The sequence below is a fragment of the Acinetobacter sp. YH12137 genome (genome assembly GCF_013418535.1).
GTDB lineage: Bacteria > Pseudomonadota > Gammaproteobacteria > Pseudomonadales > Moraxellaceae > Acinetobacter.
Genome location: NZ_VPBW01000050.1, coordinates 1 through 15,334, shown reverse-complemented (window position 1 = coordinate 15,334; position 15,334 = coordinate 1). Strand labels below are relative to the sequence as shown.

The window sequence follows — 15,334 nt, the reverse complement described above, 5'->3', positions numbered from 1 at the left end:
CCGAACTCAGAAGTGAAACCTCTTAGCGCTGATGGTAGTGTGGGGTCTCCCATGTGAGAGTAAGTCATCGCCAGCTCATTATTCCAAAAGCCCTCTGCTCACGCAGGGGGCTTTTTTTATGCGTGGGGTTTCTAGAAAAAGAAGTAAATAACCTCCTAATTGTACCTAGATAATAAAAATATAAATAACGTGAAAAGTATAATTAATTAACTTCGCCTTATTTTCTTATTGGTCTGTCTAAAAATTATTCAATCTACGACTTTAGCCTAAATTTTATTAAAAACATCTAACTTGGTAAGTTTTGCAGTAGACAAGGTTTAAAGAATCATCCATTTTATATACAAAAGTGAATGAACGTTCATTTTTTCATAGAATAAAAAAGCTCACAATTGGAGGTGAGGAAAAATGACAGCAACAACAGTGAATGTGAATGCTGTAGTGGATGAAGCAAAGTTTAAACCTTTTCATTTAAAGATCGTACTTTGGTGCGTATTTGTCGTTATTTTTGACGGTTATGATCTGGCAATCAACGGTGTTGCTTTACCCCTACTGATGCAAGAATGGAATATGACGGCAGTTCAGGCCGGAATGCTTGCAAGTACCGCTCTGGCCGGCATGATGTTTGGTGCCATGCTCTTCGGTATGCTGGCAGATAAAATTGGACGAAAAAATGTCATCCTGATTTGTGTGACCTTATTCAGTGGATTTACGTTCTGGGGCGGTTTTGCCTCTGGTCCGACTGAATTTGGCATCCTACGTTTTATTGCGGGCTTAGGTATTGGCGGTGTATTGCCGAATCTGGTCGCATTAACTTCTGAATATGCGCCACAAAAAATGCGCAGCACTTTAGTCACTACCATGTTTAGTGGCTATGCAGTCGGCGGGATTATGGCGGCGTTATTAGGTGCCTGGTTTACCCCAAGTTTTGGTTGGGAAATCATGTTCTATATCGCAGGTATTCCATTATTGATGCTGCCTATACTGTATTTGTATTTACCGGAATCTTTAACTTTCCTGGTAAAAAAACAGCAAAATGAAAAAGCTAGTAAAATTGTTCAACAGATCAGTCCTGAGCAAAATGTCACTGCAAGTACCCAGTTTGTACTGAATGAAGTGCATGCACCCGATGCTTCTATTGCCGCTTTATTTAAGCAGGGCCGTAGCATGAGTACCTTATTATTCTGGTGCTGTTTCTTTATGTGTCTGCTTATGGTCTACGCATTGGGTAGCTGGTTACCAAAACTGATGATGGCAGCGGGTTATTCTCTGGGTAACAGCTTAATGTTCCTGATGGCCATGAATATTGGTGCAGTGGTTGGAACCATTGGTGGCGGTATTCTGGCGGATCGTTTCCATCTGAAACCGGTCATTATTGGCATGTTCCTGTTGGGTGCAGTTTCATTAGTTGGATTAGGCTTTAACTCTCCACAAGCTGTGATCTATCTGCTGGTCGCTGCTGCAGGTGCTTCGGCAATTGGTAGCAGTATTCTGCTCTATAGTTTCGTGGCTCAGTACTATCCATTGGCAATCCGTTCTACTGGTATTGGTTGCGCGTCTGCAGTCGGTCGGGTAGGGGCAATTGTTGGTCCAATTATTATTGGATTCCTGTTGGGTATGGAGCTGCCACACAAAATGAACTTCCTGGCAGTTGCGATTCCAGCCATTATCGGCGCGATTTCAGTGGCTATGATTGTACGTAAAGATCTGAATGCAGAACGAAATGCTGAGACCTTACTGGCGAAACAGAAGCTGAATTCTATTAAAACCTAGTCACTTTTTGCCAATCAACTTGCTATAAATCTTAATTGAGTCAAAAGATCCCTTTCATAAGAAAGGGATTTTTTGTTCAAAGTATAAAAATCATTCATAAAAAATTGAATAAATCAAAAAATCATTGGTCTATAGACTATTTATATAGGCATTTTAATGAGAATAATAAATGTCTAAATATTCAATTATTTAGCTTTATGAAAATGTGATAAATCACATAAATAACTTCTATTTTATGGCTGAAATTGCTCCATCATTTGGTCTTATTGTGCACTAAATCTCACTTGCGTATATTGCTAAAACTTGAATATTCCCCTGGATATTCAAAAGGATTTTATGGACAAGTACTCATGGGAGATGAGAACGATGACAACGGAAACAGTAGATATAAATTCTGTAGTCGATAATGCGAAATTTACGCCTTTTCACTTCAATGTAGTTGCTTGGTGTTTACTCATTATCTTGTTTGACGGCTACGATCTAGCAATCAATGGTGTTGTTTTACCTTTATTAATGCAGGACTGGGGCTTAAGTGCCGTTCAAGCGGGAATGCTTGCCAGTACTGCACTTGCCGGCATGATGTTTGGCGCGATGATCTTTGGTTCTCTAGCAGATAAAATTGGCCGTAAAAAAGTCATCATGATCTGTATCGTATTATTCAGTGGTCTGACCTTTGCCGGTGGCTTTGCTTCAAACCCGACTGAGTTTGGTATTTTACGCTTCCTTGCTGGTCTGGGCATTGGTGGTGTTATGCCAAACCTGGTGGCACTAACCTCTGAATATGCACCACAAAAAATGCGTAGTACCTTAGTAACTACTATGTTTAGTGGTTATGCGGTAGGTGGTGTGATGGCTGCCTTATTGGGTTCATGGTTTACCCCAAGTTTTGGTTGGCAAATCATGTTCTTTATCGCAGGTATTCCATTATTCTTATTACCAGTGATCTGGAAATTTCTGCCAGAATCTTTAGCCTTTATCGTCAAAGACAACAAACAGGAAAAAGCACGTCAAATTGTACGACGTTTGGCTCCAAATCTAAGTGTTACAGACAATACAACCTTTAAACTGCCACAGGAAAATGTACCTGAAGCAGCAAACGTGGTGAGCCTGTTCCGTCGTGGCCGTGCAGTAAATACGTTATTGTTCTGGGTTGCTTTCTTTACTTGTCTACTAACCATGTATGCGCTGAGCAGTTGGTTACCAAAGCTGATGATGGCAGCAGGCTACTCAATGGACAACAGCCTGATGTTTATGATGGCGATGAACGTGGGTGCAGTGGTTGGCATTGTCGGTGGTGGTATTTTGGCTGACCGTTTCCACCTGAAACCGGTATTGATGTTCCTCGGTATGATGGGTGCAATTGTGATGAGCTCCATGGGCTTTGCATCTAACCAGTTCCTACTTTACATCCTGGTGTTTTTGGCAGGTGCAGCGTCAATCGGTTCGCAAATGTTGCTATACAGTTATGTTGCACAATTCTACCCGTTGGCAGTACGTTCAACAGGTATTGGCTGGTCATCTGCGATTGGTCGTATGGGTGCGATTGTTGGCCCGATCCTGATCGGTGGCTTACTCGGTATGAACCTGCCTGCACACTTTAACTTTATGGCAGTCGGTTTACCGGTACTGATTACAGCGATTGCAGTTGCTTTGATCATGCATGATGATGAATCTGAAAAGATTGGTTCAGCAGATACCGTTCCTGCAAAAGCTTAAACCTTGAGTTTGAAATAAGAAGCCTCTGAAAGGGGGCTTCTTATTTTTTTGATTGTTTAAAATAAGAACTTAATTTTTAAACTTTATTTAATTATAAATGGATACCACAAAAAAAATTCTGTCATGGACAGTTGGTTTCAGCTAATTTTTTGCTTTTTACGGCTTTATTTATGAATATTCATATTTCTTTGAGTTTAATAGATTTCTTTTAATTTCTCTAGGCTTTATATTTTCTGCCGCTGCAGTTGGTCAATCTAGAATTGATCTATTACACCTAAATGAAAGAAATATCATTCGAGATGATTCAATTGTATTTATTAAAAAGTTGGATAATGGTACACACGAATTTATACCTAAAGAAATCAAACTTCCAAAACACTTAGACAAAATTCTGGAAAATTTTGAATAGTTATTATTTTAATATTGATGCAACATATTTACTTATATATTTAGTATTAATTGTGAGTGAAAAAAATGAAACTCAACTCATTCTCCCCAATCCCTGACGATGACGATGAACTGCATCTTCCTGAACTGGTGTACTGGGCATCCTTAGGTGATATTGAACAGGTCGAACAAGCCTTGCAGGAAGGTCTGGATGTGAATTCAGCCGATGAAGAAGGCTATAGTGCCTTACATGCAGCTGCTGAAAACGATCATCTGGAAGTAGTTAAACTGCTGGTGAGCAAAGGCGCAGATGTCGATCATCGCAGTACCTATACCGCTTTGGAACTGGCAGAAATGGCCGGTAATAAAGATGTAGTGGCTTATCTAAAAAGCCTAAAAGGTGGCATTTAAATAAAATAAGATCAAGAAAATAAAAAAGCCTCCATCTGGAGGCTTTTTATAGTTTGAACTTAGGCAGCATCGCCTTCCAGTTCTTTTAAGATAGCATCATTGAAAGCAGGAATGTCATCCGGATTACGTGAAGTAATCAGCACCCAGTCACCAGTATTGCAGCGATGAACCTGTTCATCGACCCATTTACCACCGGCATTTTCCAGATCCAGTTTGATGCTCTTATACGAGGTCAGGTTTTTATCCTTAATTCGCTGTGCGTCAATCAGAACCCATGGCCCATGACAGATTGCAGCAATTGGTTTGTGCTGGTCAGCAAAATGCTGCACGATTTTCTGGGCAGATTCATTGATTCTTAGCGTATCTGCATTCACAGTGCCACCAGGAACAACCAAGAGATCATAATCATCCAGCGTGACATGATCAAAACTGGTATCAGGCGTATATGAGGTAGCAGCTTTAGTATCGCCTTTTACTGTTGCCACCTCTTCATTTTTTTCTGCCGCATGAATCACTTCAAATCCTTTGGATTTTAGAAAATTTAAAGGCTCGACCAGTTCATCATGTTCAACGCCTTGGTTTGAAGTAATAAAGAGGACCTTTTTTACCATGATTGCTGTTCCCAAAAAATGTGAGGATTTTCAGATTAACAACAAGGCGATTCTTACAATGTTGGATTTTTAGCTCGGAACTGTTAAACAATGCTAAGAATTTATAGATAAAAAAAGCCCCAACATCCTGTTGGGGCTTTTTTCGTATCTCGTGTTTAGGTATAACTCCTGTCGTACCTCACGTCCTGGTGCACTGCTTTATTCTTCTTGTTTTTAGGTATTTGAGCTTCCTGCTCTGTATGTTTATAGAATAGTCTGAACCTAAAAACTGGCATAGACGTCGATGACATCTATCATTGTACGTCTCGGCTTACAGGGTTAAGGCTAATTTCCATAAGTCATTATATTATTTAGAAGTGTATGTCTAAGCCGATATAAGGACCTTTAAATTCTAGTTCCAAGTCTGGCGCATTATTTTGTTCGGCATCAATATTCATGATGCGATAGCCGACTTTAGCCCCTACATCGACCAGCAGGTTATCAATAACGTCATATTGCAGTTCAGCCTGAACATCAGTCTTTTTAATGTCGCTACCGTGACTGTAAACCGCTTCGGCTTTAGCACTCATGCCAGTAAATGGCAGTTTTACCCCAGCTGTAGCGTAGAGTAATGGACTGTATTCATCTAGATCGTACTGAGTCAGGACACCTGCATTCAGATTTCTGACTGTACCATCCAGATTAGTCAGACCCGCACCGATATCAGCATGCACAATGGTATCCAGCAGCTCATAATACAGAATATAGTCGATATTATTGAGTTCGATATCAGCAACATTCAGCGGGGTAATTTGTTCGCTATTGCTGTCCAGATTCACATATTTGATTTTGGCATTTGGCAGTAGTGGTACTGGATGTTCAAATGCAACCGACAGTTGTGCCGTGCCTTGGCGATCCAGGTCCTGTTTGCTGGCATTGGCAGATTGGCTATAACCGTCAAAATTCCAGTAGCTGGCATCTGCTTTAAGACCAATCACATCGGCATGGCCTATGCTGCTCAGTCCTAATCCTAGTAATAATGCAGTGAATAATTGTGTACGCATTTCTAATTTTCCTTACGCTTTCTTTAAATTGAGCGATTTTGTTACCTAAATACATCTTCTTAAACGTAATCAGTAAGTGCATGATATAGGTAATTTCTAAAATGTATATGCTAATGTGAAGGGCAGAATAATGGGATCGACAGCAGCACAACATCATCAAGACTATCCATTATATGTGGCAGGACAGCCGGTAAAAACGGGTGAATGGCTGGAGGTCAAACATAAATATAGTCAGGAGCTTTATGCACGTGTCGCGCTGGCAGATGCTGAAACTTTAGAAAAGGCAATTCAGTCTGCGACTCAGGCAGAAGCAGAAATGGCAGCATTGGAACCTTTCCAGAAACAGAAAATTCTGCTGCATTGTGTGAAGCGGTTTAATGAAATCCGTGAAGAACTGACTGAAATCCTGATTGCGGAAGGTGGCAAGCCACGTAAAGCAGCCGGTGCAGAAGTAGAACGTCTGATCAATACCTTCCAGATTGCGGCAGATGCGGTCACCCAGATGGATCAGGGCCGTATTTTGCCTCTGGCAGTCACTGCCGCAGCTTCCGGTTATCAGGGCATGGTCAAACAGGTACCGATTGGCGCCGTTTCCCTGATTAGTCCATTTAACTTTCCATTAAATCTGACTGCACACAAAATTGCGCCGGCAATTGCTGCAGGTTGTCCATTTGTATTAAAACCGGCGAGTCTGACTCCGGTTTCAGCCTTAAAAATTGCCGAGATTCTGGCAGAAACTGATTTACCGAAGAATGCATTCTCAGTTCTGCCGTGTCCACGCGATCTTGCAGATGTACTGGTTACAGATGACCGTTTTAAACTATTGAGCTTTACCGGTTCTGATGTCGTGGGCTGGGATATGAAAGCCCGCGCCGGCCGCAAAAAAGTTACTCTGGAACTCGGTGGGAATGCCGCAGTAATGATTGAGCCAGATACTGAACTCAGCGAACAGCTGATTGATCGTCTGATTGGTGGTGCTTATGGTCATGCAGGGCAGGTGTGTATCAGTGTGCAACGTATTCTGGTGCATCAGGATATTTTTGAAGAACTGAAAGACAAGCTGGTTCAGAAACTACAACATCTGAAAGCCGGTGATCCAGATCTGGAAACAACTTTGCTAGGGCCAATGATCAAGGAAGCTGAAGCTAAACGTTTGCATCGCTGGATGGAAGATGCCGTAGCGCAAGGTGCCCATGTACTGACTGGTGGTGAAGTGAAGGGTGCGATGTTTGAACCGATCCTGTTGGAAAAGGTAGACCATCAACTGGAAATTTACCGTAATGAAGTGTTTGGTCCGGTCGCCATTATTGAAGCTTATAGCGATTTTGAATCAGGGATTGCCTGTATTAATAGTAGTCGTTTTGGTCTGCAAGCCGGCATCTATACCCAGAATCTGCAGAAGATGATGTATGCCTGGGATCATCTGCATGTCGGCGGTGTGATTATCAATGATATTCCGTCATTCCGTGTTGATAATATGCCTTATGGCGGTGTCAAGGATTCTGGTCTGGGCCGTGAAGGCATTCAGTCTGCGATTCGTGACATGCAGGAAGAACGTATGCTTGTCATCAAATGTTAAGCTGACCGAATCAATCAGTACTATTCCACAATCGGCATAAGGCAGGTCGGTTGTGGAATTTTGCTTTTTATCGCTTAAAAAGGTAGCAGGATAGGCAAAAATATAGACTGAATGAATTAAGACATAGCTCTGTTTTTATTCAGAAGAAAATAAGCGAAGAAGATTCAAAAACACTTTTTCAATCTCTATTTAACACTTGATGAGTTAAGAGCGAAAAATTGCTTGAAAACTGTAGTAAAACTTAAAAACAATATATTCCAAAAAGTTTATATACATATAACCAATAAAATCAAGGGATCAGCGTAGAATTATTGAGCATTTGATAAGAATAGATTATAAAAAAAGAATGTTTTAAGCAGAAATTACAGAAAAAAATTGAAAAAGTCAGTATTGTTGAACCATCTACAAGGTCGGCTTTCTGCTCAGACTTTAAGCAAGCTGTCCGGCTAGCTGACCTGTTTGTATATTAGAATTCGATGCCCAAAAGGTATAACTCTAATTCAAACACCCGAAATAATTGAAATGCTTCTTCAGTGCTCGCGACATAACCATAATAAGCAGTATTGAATGAAGTTTAAAGTTTAGGTGTTCTATGACAGATACTCGAGAGAATTGGTCGGCACGATCAGGATTTATTATTGCAGCCATTGGCTCTGCCGTTGGTTTGGGGAATATTTGGCGCTTTCCATACGTTGCCTATGAAAATGGCGGCGGGGCATTCCTGATTCCTTATCTGATTGCAATTTTTGCAGCAGGTTTACCTCTATTATTTTTAGATTATGCAGTCGGACATAAGTTCCGCAAAGCACCACCGATGGCCTATAAAAAACTCATGAATGCAGAATCTCTGGGTTGGTGGCAGGTCATGGTGACCCTGATCATCGGGATTTATTATGCCAGCGTCCTGTCTTGGGCCGGCAGCTATATGATTTATTCCTTTGGACAGCAATGGGGCACAGATACACAAGCCTTTTTCTTCAATAGCTACCTGCAAAATGGTGAGGGCTTAACTTTCGGTTTTGTCCCTGTACTGTTCTTTGGTCTGGTGATCGTTTGGGCAGCCGTGATGCTGATTCTTTACGGTGGGGTACGCCGTGGGGTGGAACTGGCGAATAAAATCTTCATGCCATTACTGGTAATTTTATTCACGATTCTGGTGATTCAGGCGGTACGTTTACCGGGTGCAGTCGATGGCTTAAATGCTTTCTTTACCCCGAACTGGGAAGCCATGACCAATTATAAAGTCTGGTTGGCTGCGTTTGGTCACATCTTCTTCTCACTCTCAGTGGGCTTCGGGATTATGTTGACCTATGCCTCTTACCTGAAACGTAAAACTAACCTGACCGGTTCAGGCGTTGTGGTGGCATTAGCTAACTCGTCTTTTGAAATCCTGGCAGGTATTGGAGTTTTTGCAGCGCTTGGTTTTATGGCGTTCAGTTCAGGTGCAAAAGTTGAAGATGTGGTATCTGGTGGTATCGGTCTGGCCTTTATTGCCTTCCCGAAAATCATTTCTAGCTTAGGTGCAGGTGGTGACCTGTTTGGCTTCCTGTTCTTTGGTTCATTGACTGTAGCCGGTATTACTTCCATGGTGAGTATCCTGCAGGTGCCAATTGCGGCATTCCAGGACAAGCTGGGCTGGTCAAAGAACAAGTCAGTGACGATTATTGCGGGTGGTTCAGCAGTTGTATCCACCTTGATGTTCTCGACTCATAGTGCCATTACCTTTGTCGATATCATTGACTACTTCGCTAACAACATTGGTATTGTGGGTGGTGGTCTGTTCTCGATTATTTTATTGTCCTGGTTCCGTCGTCCATTGATGAAACAGCTGGAAACACATGTGAACGAGTTTGCCAGTCTGAAACTGGGTGGCAGCTGGAAATTCATGCTGACTGTGATCACGCCCTTATCTTTATTATCGGCATTGGGTTTAACCCTGAAGTCAATCATGGCAGAAGGTTATGGTGATTATCCTGCAAGTACGCTATGGATGATTGGTGGGGGCACGATTGCATTCTTTATTCTGGGTGCCATTCTGTTCAGTCTAGTGAAAGATCGTCATAGTTAGGAGAACGAATATGAATACATCTGCATTGATTATGATGATTTTCTCCATGGTTTTATTATGGGGTGGTCTGGCACTGGCTGTCATGCATCTGGCAAAAAATCCAGAAGAACCAGAAGACTAAAAATCTTCACATAAACACATTGTTGCTGTAAATGAAAGTCATTATCATCTTTGGTGATAATGACTTTTTTAATGGGCAGACTTATGGGAATTGCTCCCGTTACCGATGCACAAGTCTATACCGCTTTTGCAGTGACATTTTTGGCAGGTCTGGCTACCCTCGTGGGTGGGGGATTGGTGCTGTTCTTGAAAAAACCGAATTACCGGGTTTTAGCCTTCGGACTGGCCTTTGCTGCGGGAGCAATGATCTATGTCTCGCTCACAGAAATTTTAAATAAATCTATTAGTTCTTTTAGCCTGGCTTTTGATGAAAAATCCGGTTTTGCTTATGGTACTTTTGCCTTTTTATTGGGTGTGGTACTGGTCTTATTGCTGGATCGATTCGTTCCTAATCCGCATGAAACCATTGAGGCACAATCGAAACAGGATCTGAGTCAGCCGCAATTACTAAGAACAGGACTACTGACGTTATTTGCGATTAGTGCACATAACCTGCCAGAAGGATTGGCCACTTTTTTTGCAACTTTGGAAAGTCCTGCACTCGGTGCACCTTTGGCGGTTGCCATTGCGATTCATAATGTGCCTGAAGGTGTAGCGATTGCATTACCGGTTTATGGCGCAACAGGCCGTAAAGATTATGCACTTGTGGCTAGTCTGGTTTCAGGCCTTGCCGAACCTCTAGGAGCTGCATTGGGCTATTTCATTCTGGCACCGTATATGAGCCATACCATTTATGGCATGGTGTTTGGGATTATCGGTGGGGTGATGGTTTATCTGGCACTGGATGAACTCTTGCCGACTGCAAAACGTTTTTCTAAAGGTCATGAAACCGTTTATGGTCTGGTCAGCGGTATGGCTGCACTGGCGACCAGTCTAGTGGTTTTTAAATTTGTACAATAAGAAGCTCAAACCAAAATAATAAAAAAGGCAGCCAAAGCTACCTTTGCTTTTAGCAATATCATTTAAGCAGTTTTTTCAATCCGGCAATAGAAGAAGCCATCGCCTTGACCGGTTTTAGGGAGAAGCTGACGACCATGGATCTGTTCAATACCCCAATCGGCTTCAATTTTGATTTCCTTAGCATCTGCATGCTTGCTAAAGAATTCGACCATTTGCTGTTCATTTTCCGCTTTAAGAATTGAACAAGTGATATAGAGCAGGGTGCCACCGACTTTCAGTTGCTGCCACATATTTTCCAGAATCTGCTTTTGCAGCTCTACCGTCTGGGTAATATCGGTTGAATGACGTAACAGACGAATATCTGGATGGCGACGCATTACACCGATGGCTGAACATGGCGCATCCAGCACGATACAGTCCGGCTGTTCCGGTGCCTGCCAAGTAATGGCATCTGCGGCTTTAATTTCAACATGATCGCCTTCCAGTAACAGGCGTTCAAGATTCTCAGTGACACGCGTTAAACGCTTGGCATCCTGATCCAGCGCAATCAGTTTACGCGGCTGATATTTTTCTAGAATATGCGCCGTTTTACCACCCGGTGCTGCACAGGCATCAATCACAAACTTGTCATCCAGATTTGGCAACAAGGTAGCGCAGAGCTGGGCATGTTCATCCTGTACCGAAAAACCACCGACATCAAAGCCAGGTAAGTCAGGTACCTGTACAGTGGCATCGAGAATAATCCCGACCTTGGAAACAGTACAGGCATGGGCAGGAATTTCGTGCTCGTCCAGAATTTCCAGATAGTCTGCGCGGCTAACCTGACGTTCATTTACGCGCAGGGTCAGTGGAGCAATCTGCTTTAACTCATGACTCAGCTCAGTAAGCTGCTCTGGCCAGTCTTTTTTCAGGCGTTTAAATAGCCAGCTTGGCAGGCCATGAGCCTGATCCAGTGCTGCCTGAAATTCCGATGTTTCACGTGAAACACGGCGCAGGATGGCATTCACTACGCCACTTAAAGCCTGATAACCAAGTTGCTTTACTGCAGTCACGGTTTCAGAAATGGCAGCGTGTGGCGCGATTCGGGTTTCCAATAACTGGTATAGGCCGACATAGAGACAGGTTTCGACCGTATCATTATTTAAAGGCTTCACCAGCAGTGGCAGAGTAATACTTTTAAGTGCGTACCATTGACGCAAAGTACCTAAAACCAGTTCATGGAACAGGGCACGGTCACGGTCGGCCACTTTCTTTAAATGCAGCGGCAAGATACTGGCCAGAGATTGTCCTTGCTGTACAGCAAGTAAGGTACGAATCACTTGGGCACGCAAGTTAAGGTGAGATGTGCCTGATTCAGAATGACTCATGCCAATAATTGTCCTACATGTAATTTTTGGGTCTGGTTAATTTGTACCGGATTGAGCGGTTTGCCGCCCGGCCATTGCAGTGAAGTGAGACAAACTGCTTTCTCATCACCACAGGCCACATGCACACCCTGTTTATCAATTGCCAGAATCGTGCCGGCGGCATGACAGTGTGCATTTTTTTCTGAGAGTACCGAACCCCAAACCCGCAGGTTGTTATTTTCATCCAGAGGAATAAAAGCGACTGGCCAAGGATTAAAGGCACGGATATTACGGTCAATATTAGAGGCAGTACAGCTCCAGTCAATTCGGGCTTCTGCCTTAGACAGCTTATGAGCATAGACGGTAAGTTCTTCGTCCTGCACTTCCCGGGCAGCTAAATACTGTTGTAATTTTTCTTCAGATTCCAGTACCGCTACAATTGCTTCAGCACCTTGAGCAGCCAGTTTATCATGCAGGCTGGCTGAGGTATCTTCTGCAGTAATTGGACATAAGGTTTTATACATCATGTCACCAGTATCCAGCCCGGCAGCCATTTTCATGATGGTCACGCCAGTTTCGTGATCACCTGTTGCAATTGCACGTTGGATCGGCGCAGCACCACGCCAGCGTGGCAGCAGTGAACCATGAATATTCAGGCAACCATATTTAGGCGTATCCAGAACCACTTGCGGCAAAATCAGACCATAGGCAGCTACAACCATCACATCAGCATTCAACGCTTTTAACTCAGCCTGAGCAGCAAGACCTTCTTCAGTTGAAGACTTGAAATGAAGTGGCTGATATACCGGAATGTCATGTTCAAGCGCCAGCTGTTTCACAGCAGAAGCGGTAAGTTTCTGACCACGACCGGCTTTACGGTCCGGCTGAGTATAGACCGCCACAATTTCATGATCGGTTTTGAGAAGCGCAGCCAATGCAGTTGCTGCAAATTCTGGTGTGCCTGCAAATATGATTTTCACACATGAAATTCCAAATAAACTTGGCAGCTATTATAAGCTAAAAGCCAAATGGCCGCCTAATCTACAATGCACTTAACTGTTACAGCGATTATAGATTCCTACTTTTAATTAAATTTTATATAAAAAAAACTCATGCAAATTCTAAAAATTATTCATGAAAGTTTTGTATTGTCCGATCCATGATGGCGGTATAGTAGCTTTATTAAGAGATTTTTATTGTCAGCTCACCGAGACCTCTCTATAGACATTTTTGTCTGCATCTACAACGAATAGGTCATCTTGTAAAACAATGGCTTGTAGTATGATAGGTCTAACATTCGACTGATTTAAGCTCATTGTCAGTATGATCTAGCCAGAGTGAACCTTTTTCGGTTCATTTCAAGCTCAAACTTTGTTGGAAATATAAAATGCCTGACTATCGTTCAAAAACATCGACACACGGAAGAAACATGGCGGGTGCGCGTGGCTTATGGCGCGCAACTGGGATGAAGGATGAAGACTTCGGTAAACCGATTATTGCAGTGGTGAACTCATTCACCCAGTTTGTACCGGGTCATGTTCACCTTAAAGATCTAGGCCAGCTCGTGGCACGTCAGATTGAACAGGCAGGCGGTGTAGCAAAAGAATTCAATACCATTGCTGTAGATGACGGCATCGCGATGGGTCATGACGGTATGTTGTATTCACTGCCTTCACGCGACCTGATTGCTGACTCGGTAGAATATATGGTCAGCGCACACTGTGCCGATGCCATGGTGTGTATCTCGAACTGTGACAAGATCACTCCGGGGATGTTGATGGCAGCAATGCGTCTGAACATTCCGGTGGTCTTCGTGTCTGGCGGTCCGATGGAAGCCGGTAAAGTAAAAATCCGTGGTAATGACAAAGCGATCGACCTGATCGATGCGATGATCGTTGCGGCAGATGATAACTATACTGATGAAGAAGTTGCGGAATACGAACGTTCAGCATGCCCAACCTGTGGTTCATGTTCAGGCATGTTCACTGCGAACTCAATGAACTGTTTGACTGAAGCATTGGGTCTATCACTTCCAGGTAACGGTTCAACTTTGGCAACTCATGCGAACCGTAAAAAACTGTTCGAACGCGCTGGTTCTCTCATTGTTGAACTGGCAAAACGTCATTATGAACAAGATGATTACAGCGTCTTGCCACGTTCAATGGTGACCAAAGCATCGTATGAAAATGCCATGACTTTGGATATCGCGATGGGTGGTTCAACTAACACAGTACTTCACCTGTTAGCTGCTGCAAATGAAGCAGGTGTAGACTTTACGATGGATGATATCGACCGTCTGTCTCGTAAAGTACCAGTGCTTTGTAAGGTTGCTCCTGCGAAGAATGACGTGCATATGGAAGACGTGCACCGTGCCGGCGGTATTATGTCGATCCTCGGTGAACTGGATCGTGCAGGCCTGTTAGATACCTCTGTAGGTACGGTTCACGAAGCAACACTCAAAGATGCTTTGGATAAATGGGACATCATCCGTACTGAAGATGAAGAAGTATATAAATTCTTTAAATCAGCACCAGGCGGTGTACCGACTCAAACTGCATTCTCACAAGATCGTTACTACTCACGTCTGGACGGCGACCGTGAAAATGGTGTGATCCGTAATGCAGAACATGCTTTCTCTAAAGACGGTGGTCTGGCTGTACTTTATGGCAACATCGCACTTGATGGCTGTATCGTCAAAACTGCCGGTGTAGATGAATCAATCCTGAAATTTAACGGGACTGCACGTGTATTTGAAAGCCAGGATTCTGCGGTAGACGCGATTCTGGGTGGTAAAATCACAGCAGGTGATGTAGTTGTGATTCGTTACGAAGGTCCACGTGGTGGCCCTGGTATGCAGGAAATGCTGTACCCAACCAGCTACCTGAAATCTAAAGGTCTTGGTAAAGAGTGCGCACTTCTGACTGACGGCCGTTTCTCTGGTGGTTCTTCAGGTCTGTCGATTGGTCACGTTTCTCCGGAAGCGGCTGAAGGTGGTGCTATTGGTCTGGTTGAAGATGGCGACCGTATCGAAATCGATATTCCAAACCGTACCATTCACCTAGCTGTGGATGATGCGACTATGGCCGCTCGTCGTGCTGCTCAAGATGAAAAAGGCTGGCATCCAGTAGAAGACCGTCCACGTAAGATTTCTAAAGCTTTGAAAGCTTATGCCATGCATACCACAAGTGCTGCAAAAGGAGCGGTACGTGAAATCTAAGCTGTAAATTTTATAGCGCAAAAAAGCACTCCAGATGGGGTAATGCCAGTCAGTTAAGCAAATATTAGTAAAATGTAGTAAAAATGAGTGTATGTAAATACGCTCATTTTTTTATGACTTTATCTGAAAATTTAGATTGCACCCTTCAACATTCTTTACCTTCACT

Annotated in this window: 12 protein-coding genes; 8 read left to right on the top strand and 4 right to left on the bottom strand. The window is 43.2% G+C overall.

What is annotated here, in order from left to right:
• The first annotated feature begins 405 nt into the window (after positions 1 to 405).
• From FTU72_RS15055 to FTU72_RS15045, 3 genes are all read left to right on the top strand, one after another.
• On the top strand, positions 406 to 1,770 hold the full coding sequence (locus FTU72_RS15055; protein ID WP_034171560.1) for an MFS transporter: 1,365 nt from the start codon (positions 406 to 408) through the stop codon (positions 1,768 to 1,770).
• Between the two features lie 366 nt (positions 1,771 to 2,136).
• Positions 2,137 to 3,486 (top strand): aromatic acid/H+ symport family MFS transporter, encoded by a 1,350-nt coding sequence (locus FTU72_RS15050; protein WP_180004121.1) that lies wholly within the window; start codon positions 2,137 to 2,139, stop codon positions 3,484 to 3,486.
• Between the two features lie 474 nt (positions 3,487 to 3,960).
• Positions 3,961 to 4,284, top strand: coding sequence for an ankyrin repeat domain-containing protein (locus FTU72_RS15045; RefSeq protein WP_180004123.1), 324 nt, complete (start codon positions 3,961 to 3,963; stop codon positions 4,282 to 4,284).
• Positions 4,285 to 4,343: 59 nt separating this feature from the next.
• Here the strand turns inward: FTU72_RS15045 and FTU72_RS15040 are convergent, their stop codons facing one another.
• Together FTU72_RS15040 and FTU72_RS15035 are read right to left on the bottom strand one after the other, a co-directional pair.
• Positions 4,344 to 4,895, bottom strand: a complete 552-nt coding sequence (locus FTU72_RS15040; protein ID WP_179992893.1) for a type 1 glutamine amidotransferase domain-containing protein — start codon at positions 4,893 to 4,895, stop codon at positions 4,344 to 4,346.
• A gap of 350 nt (positions 4,896 to 5,245) precedes the next feature.
• Positions 5,246 to 5,938 (bottom strand): TIGR04219 family outer membrane beta-barrel protein, encoded by a 693-nt coding sequence (locus tag FTU72_RS15035; RefSeq protein ID WP_180053079.1) that lies wholly within the window; start codon positions 5,936 to 5,938, stop codon positions 5,246 to 5,248.
• Positions 5,939 to 6,068: 130 nt separating this feature from the next.
• Here FTU72_RS15035 and FTU72_RS15030 point away from each other — a divergent pair, with 130 nt between their 5' ends.
• The 4 genes from FTU72_RS15030 to zupT all read left to right on the top strand — a co-directional run bounded on the left by FTU72_RS15030 (position 6,069) and on the right by zupT (position 10,605).
• On the top strand, positions 6,069 to 7,517 hold the full coding sequence (locus FTU72_RS15030) for an aldehyde dehydrogenase family protein (RefSeq protein ID WP_180053078.1): 1,449 nt from the start codon (positions 6,069 to 6,071) through the stop codon (positions 7,515 to 7,517).
• A 592-nt stretch (positions 7,518 to 8,109) separates the two neighbouring features.
• Positions 8,110 to 9,585, top strand: coding sequence for a sodium-dependent transporter (locus FTU72_RS15025; RefSeq protein WP_125279821.1), 1,476 nt, complete (start codon positions 8,110 to 8,112; stop codon positions 9,583 to 9,585).
• Between the two features lie 10 nt (positions 9,586 to 9,595).
• A complete protein-coding gene (locus FTU72_RS15020) occupies positions 9,596 to 9,706 on the top strand; it encodes a methionine/alanine import family NSS transporter small subunit (RefSeq protein ID WP_004780392.1) in 111 nt (36 codons plus the stop codon).
• An 83-nt stretch (positions 9,707 to 9,789) separates the two neighbouring features.
• Positions 9,790 to 10,605: a zinc transporter ZupT gene (gene zupT / locus FTU72_RS15015; protein WP_180032000.1), complete on the top strand. Its 816-nt coding sequence runs from the start codon at positions 9,790 to 9,792 to the stop codon at positions 10,603 to 10,605.
• 62 nt (positions 10,606 to 10,667) lie between these two features.
• On the opposite strand, the gene rsmB is transcribed toward zupT, so the two are convergent.
• Together rsmB and fmt are read right to left on the bottom strand one after the other, a co-directional pair.
• Entirely contained in the window at positions 10,668 to 11,972 is a 1,305-nt protein-coding gene (gene rsmB, locus FTU72_RS15010) for a 16S rRNA (cytosine(967)-C(5))-methyltransferase RsmB (RefSeq protein ID WP_180053077.1), read from the bottom strand.
• Positions 11,969 to 12,931 (bottom strand): methionyl-tRNA formyltransferase, encoded by a 963-nt coding sequence (fmt, locus tag FTU72_RS15005; RefSeq protein WP_004780397.1) that lies wholly within the window; start codon positions 12,929 to 12,931, stop codon positions 11,969 to 11,971. The genes rsmB and fmt overlap by 4 nt, the downstream gene beginning before the upstream one ends.
• Positions 12,932 to 13,338: 407 nt before the next feature.
• On the opposite strand from fmt, the gene ilvD reads away from it, so the two are divergent.
• Positions 13,339 to 15,168 (top strand): dihydroxy-acid dehydratase, encoded by a 1,830-nt coding sequence (gene ilvD / locus FTU72_RS15000; RefSeq protein WP_081402678.1) that lies wholly within the window; start codon positions 13,339 to 13,341, stop codon positions 15,166 to 15,168.
• Positions 15,169 to 15,334 lie beyond the last annotated feature (166 nt).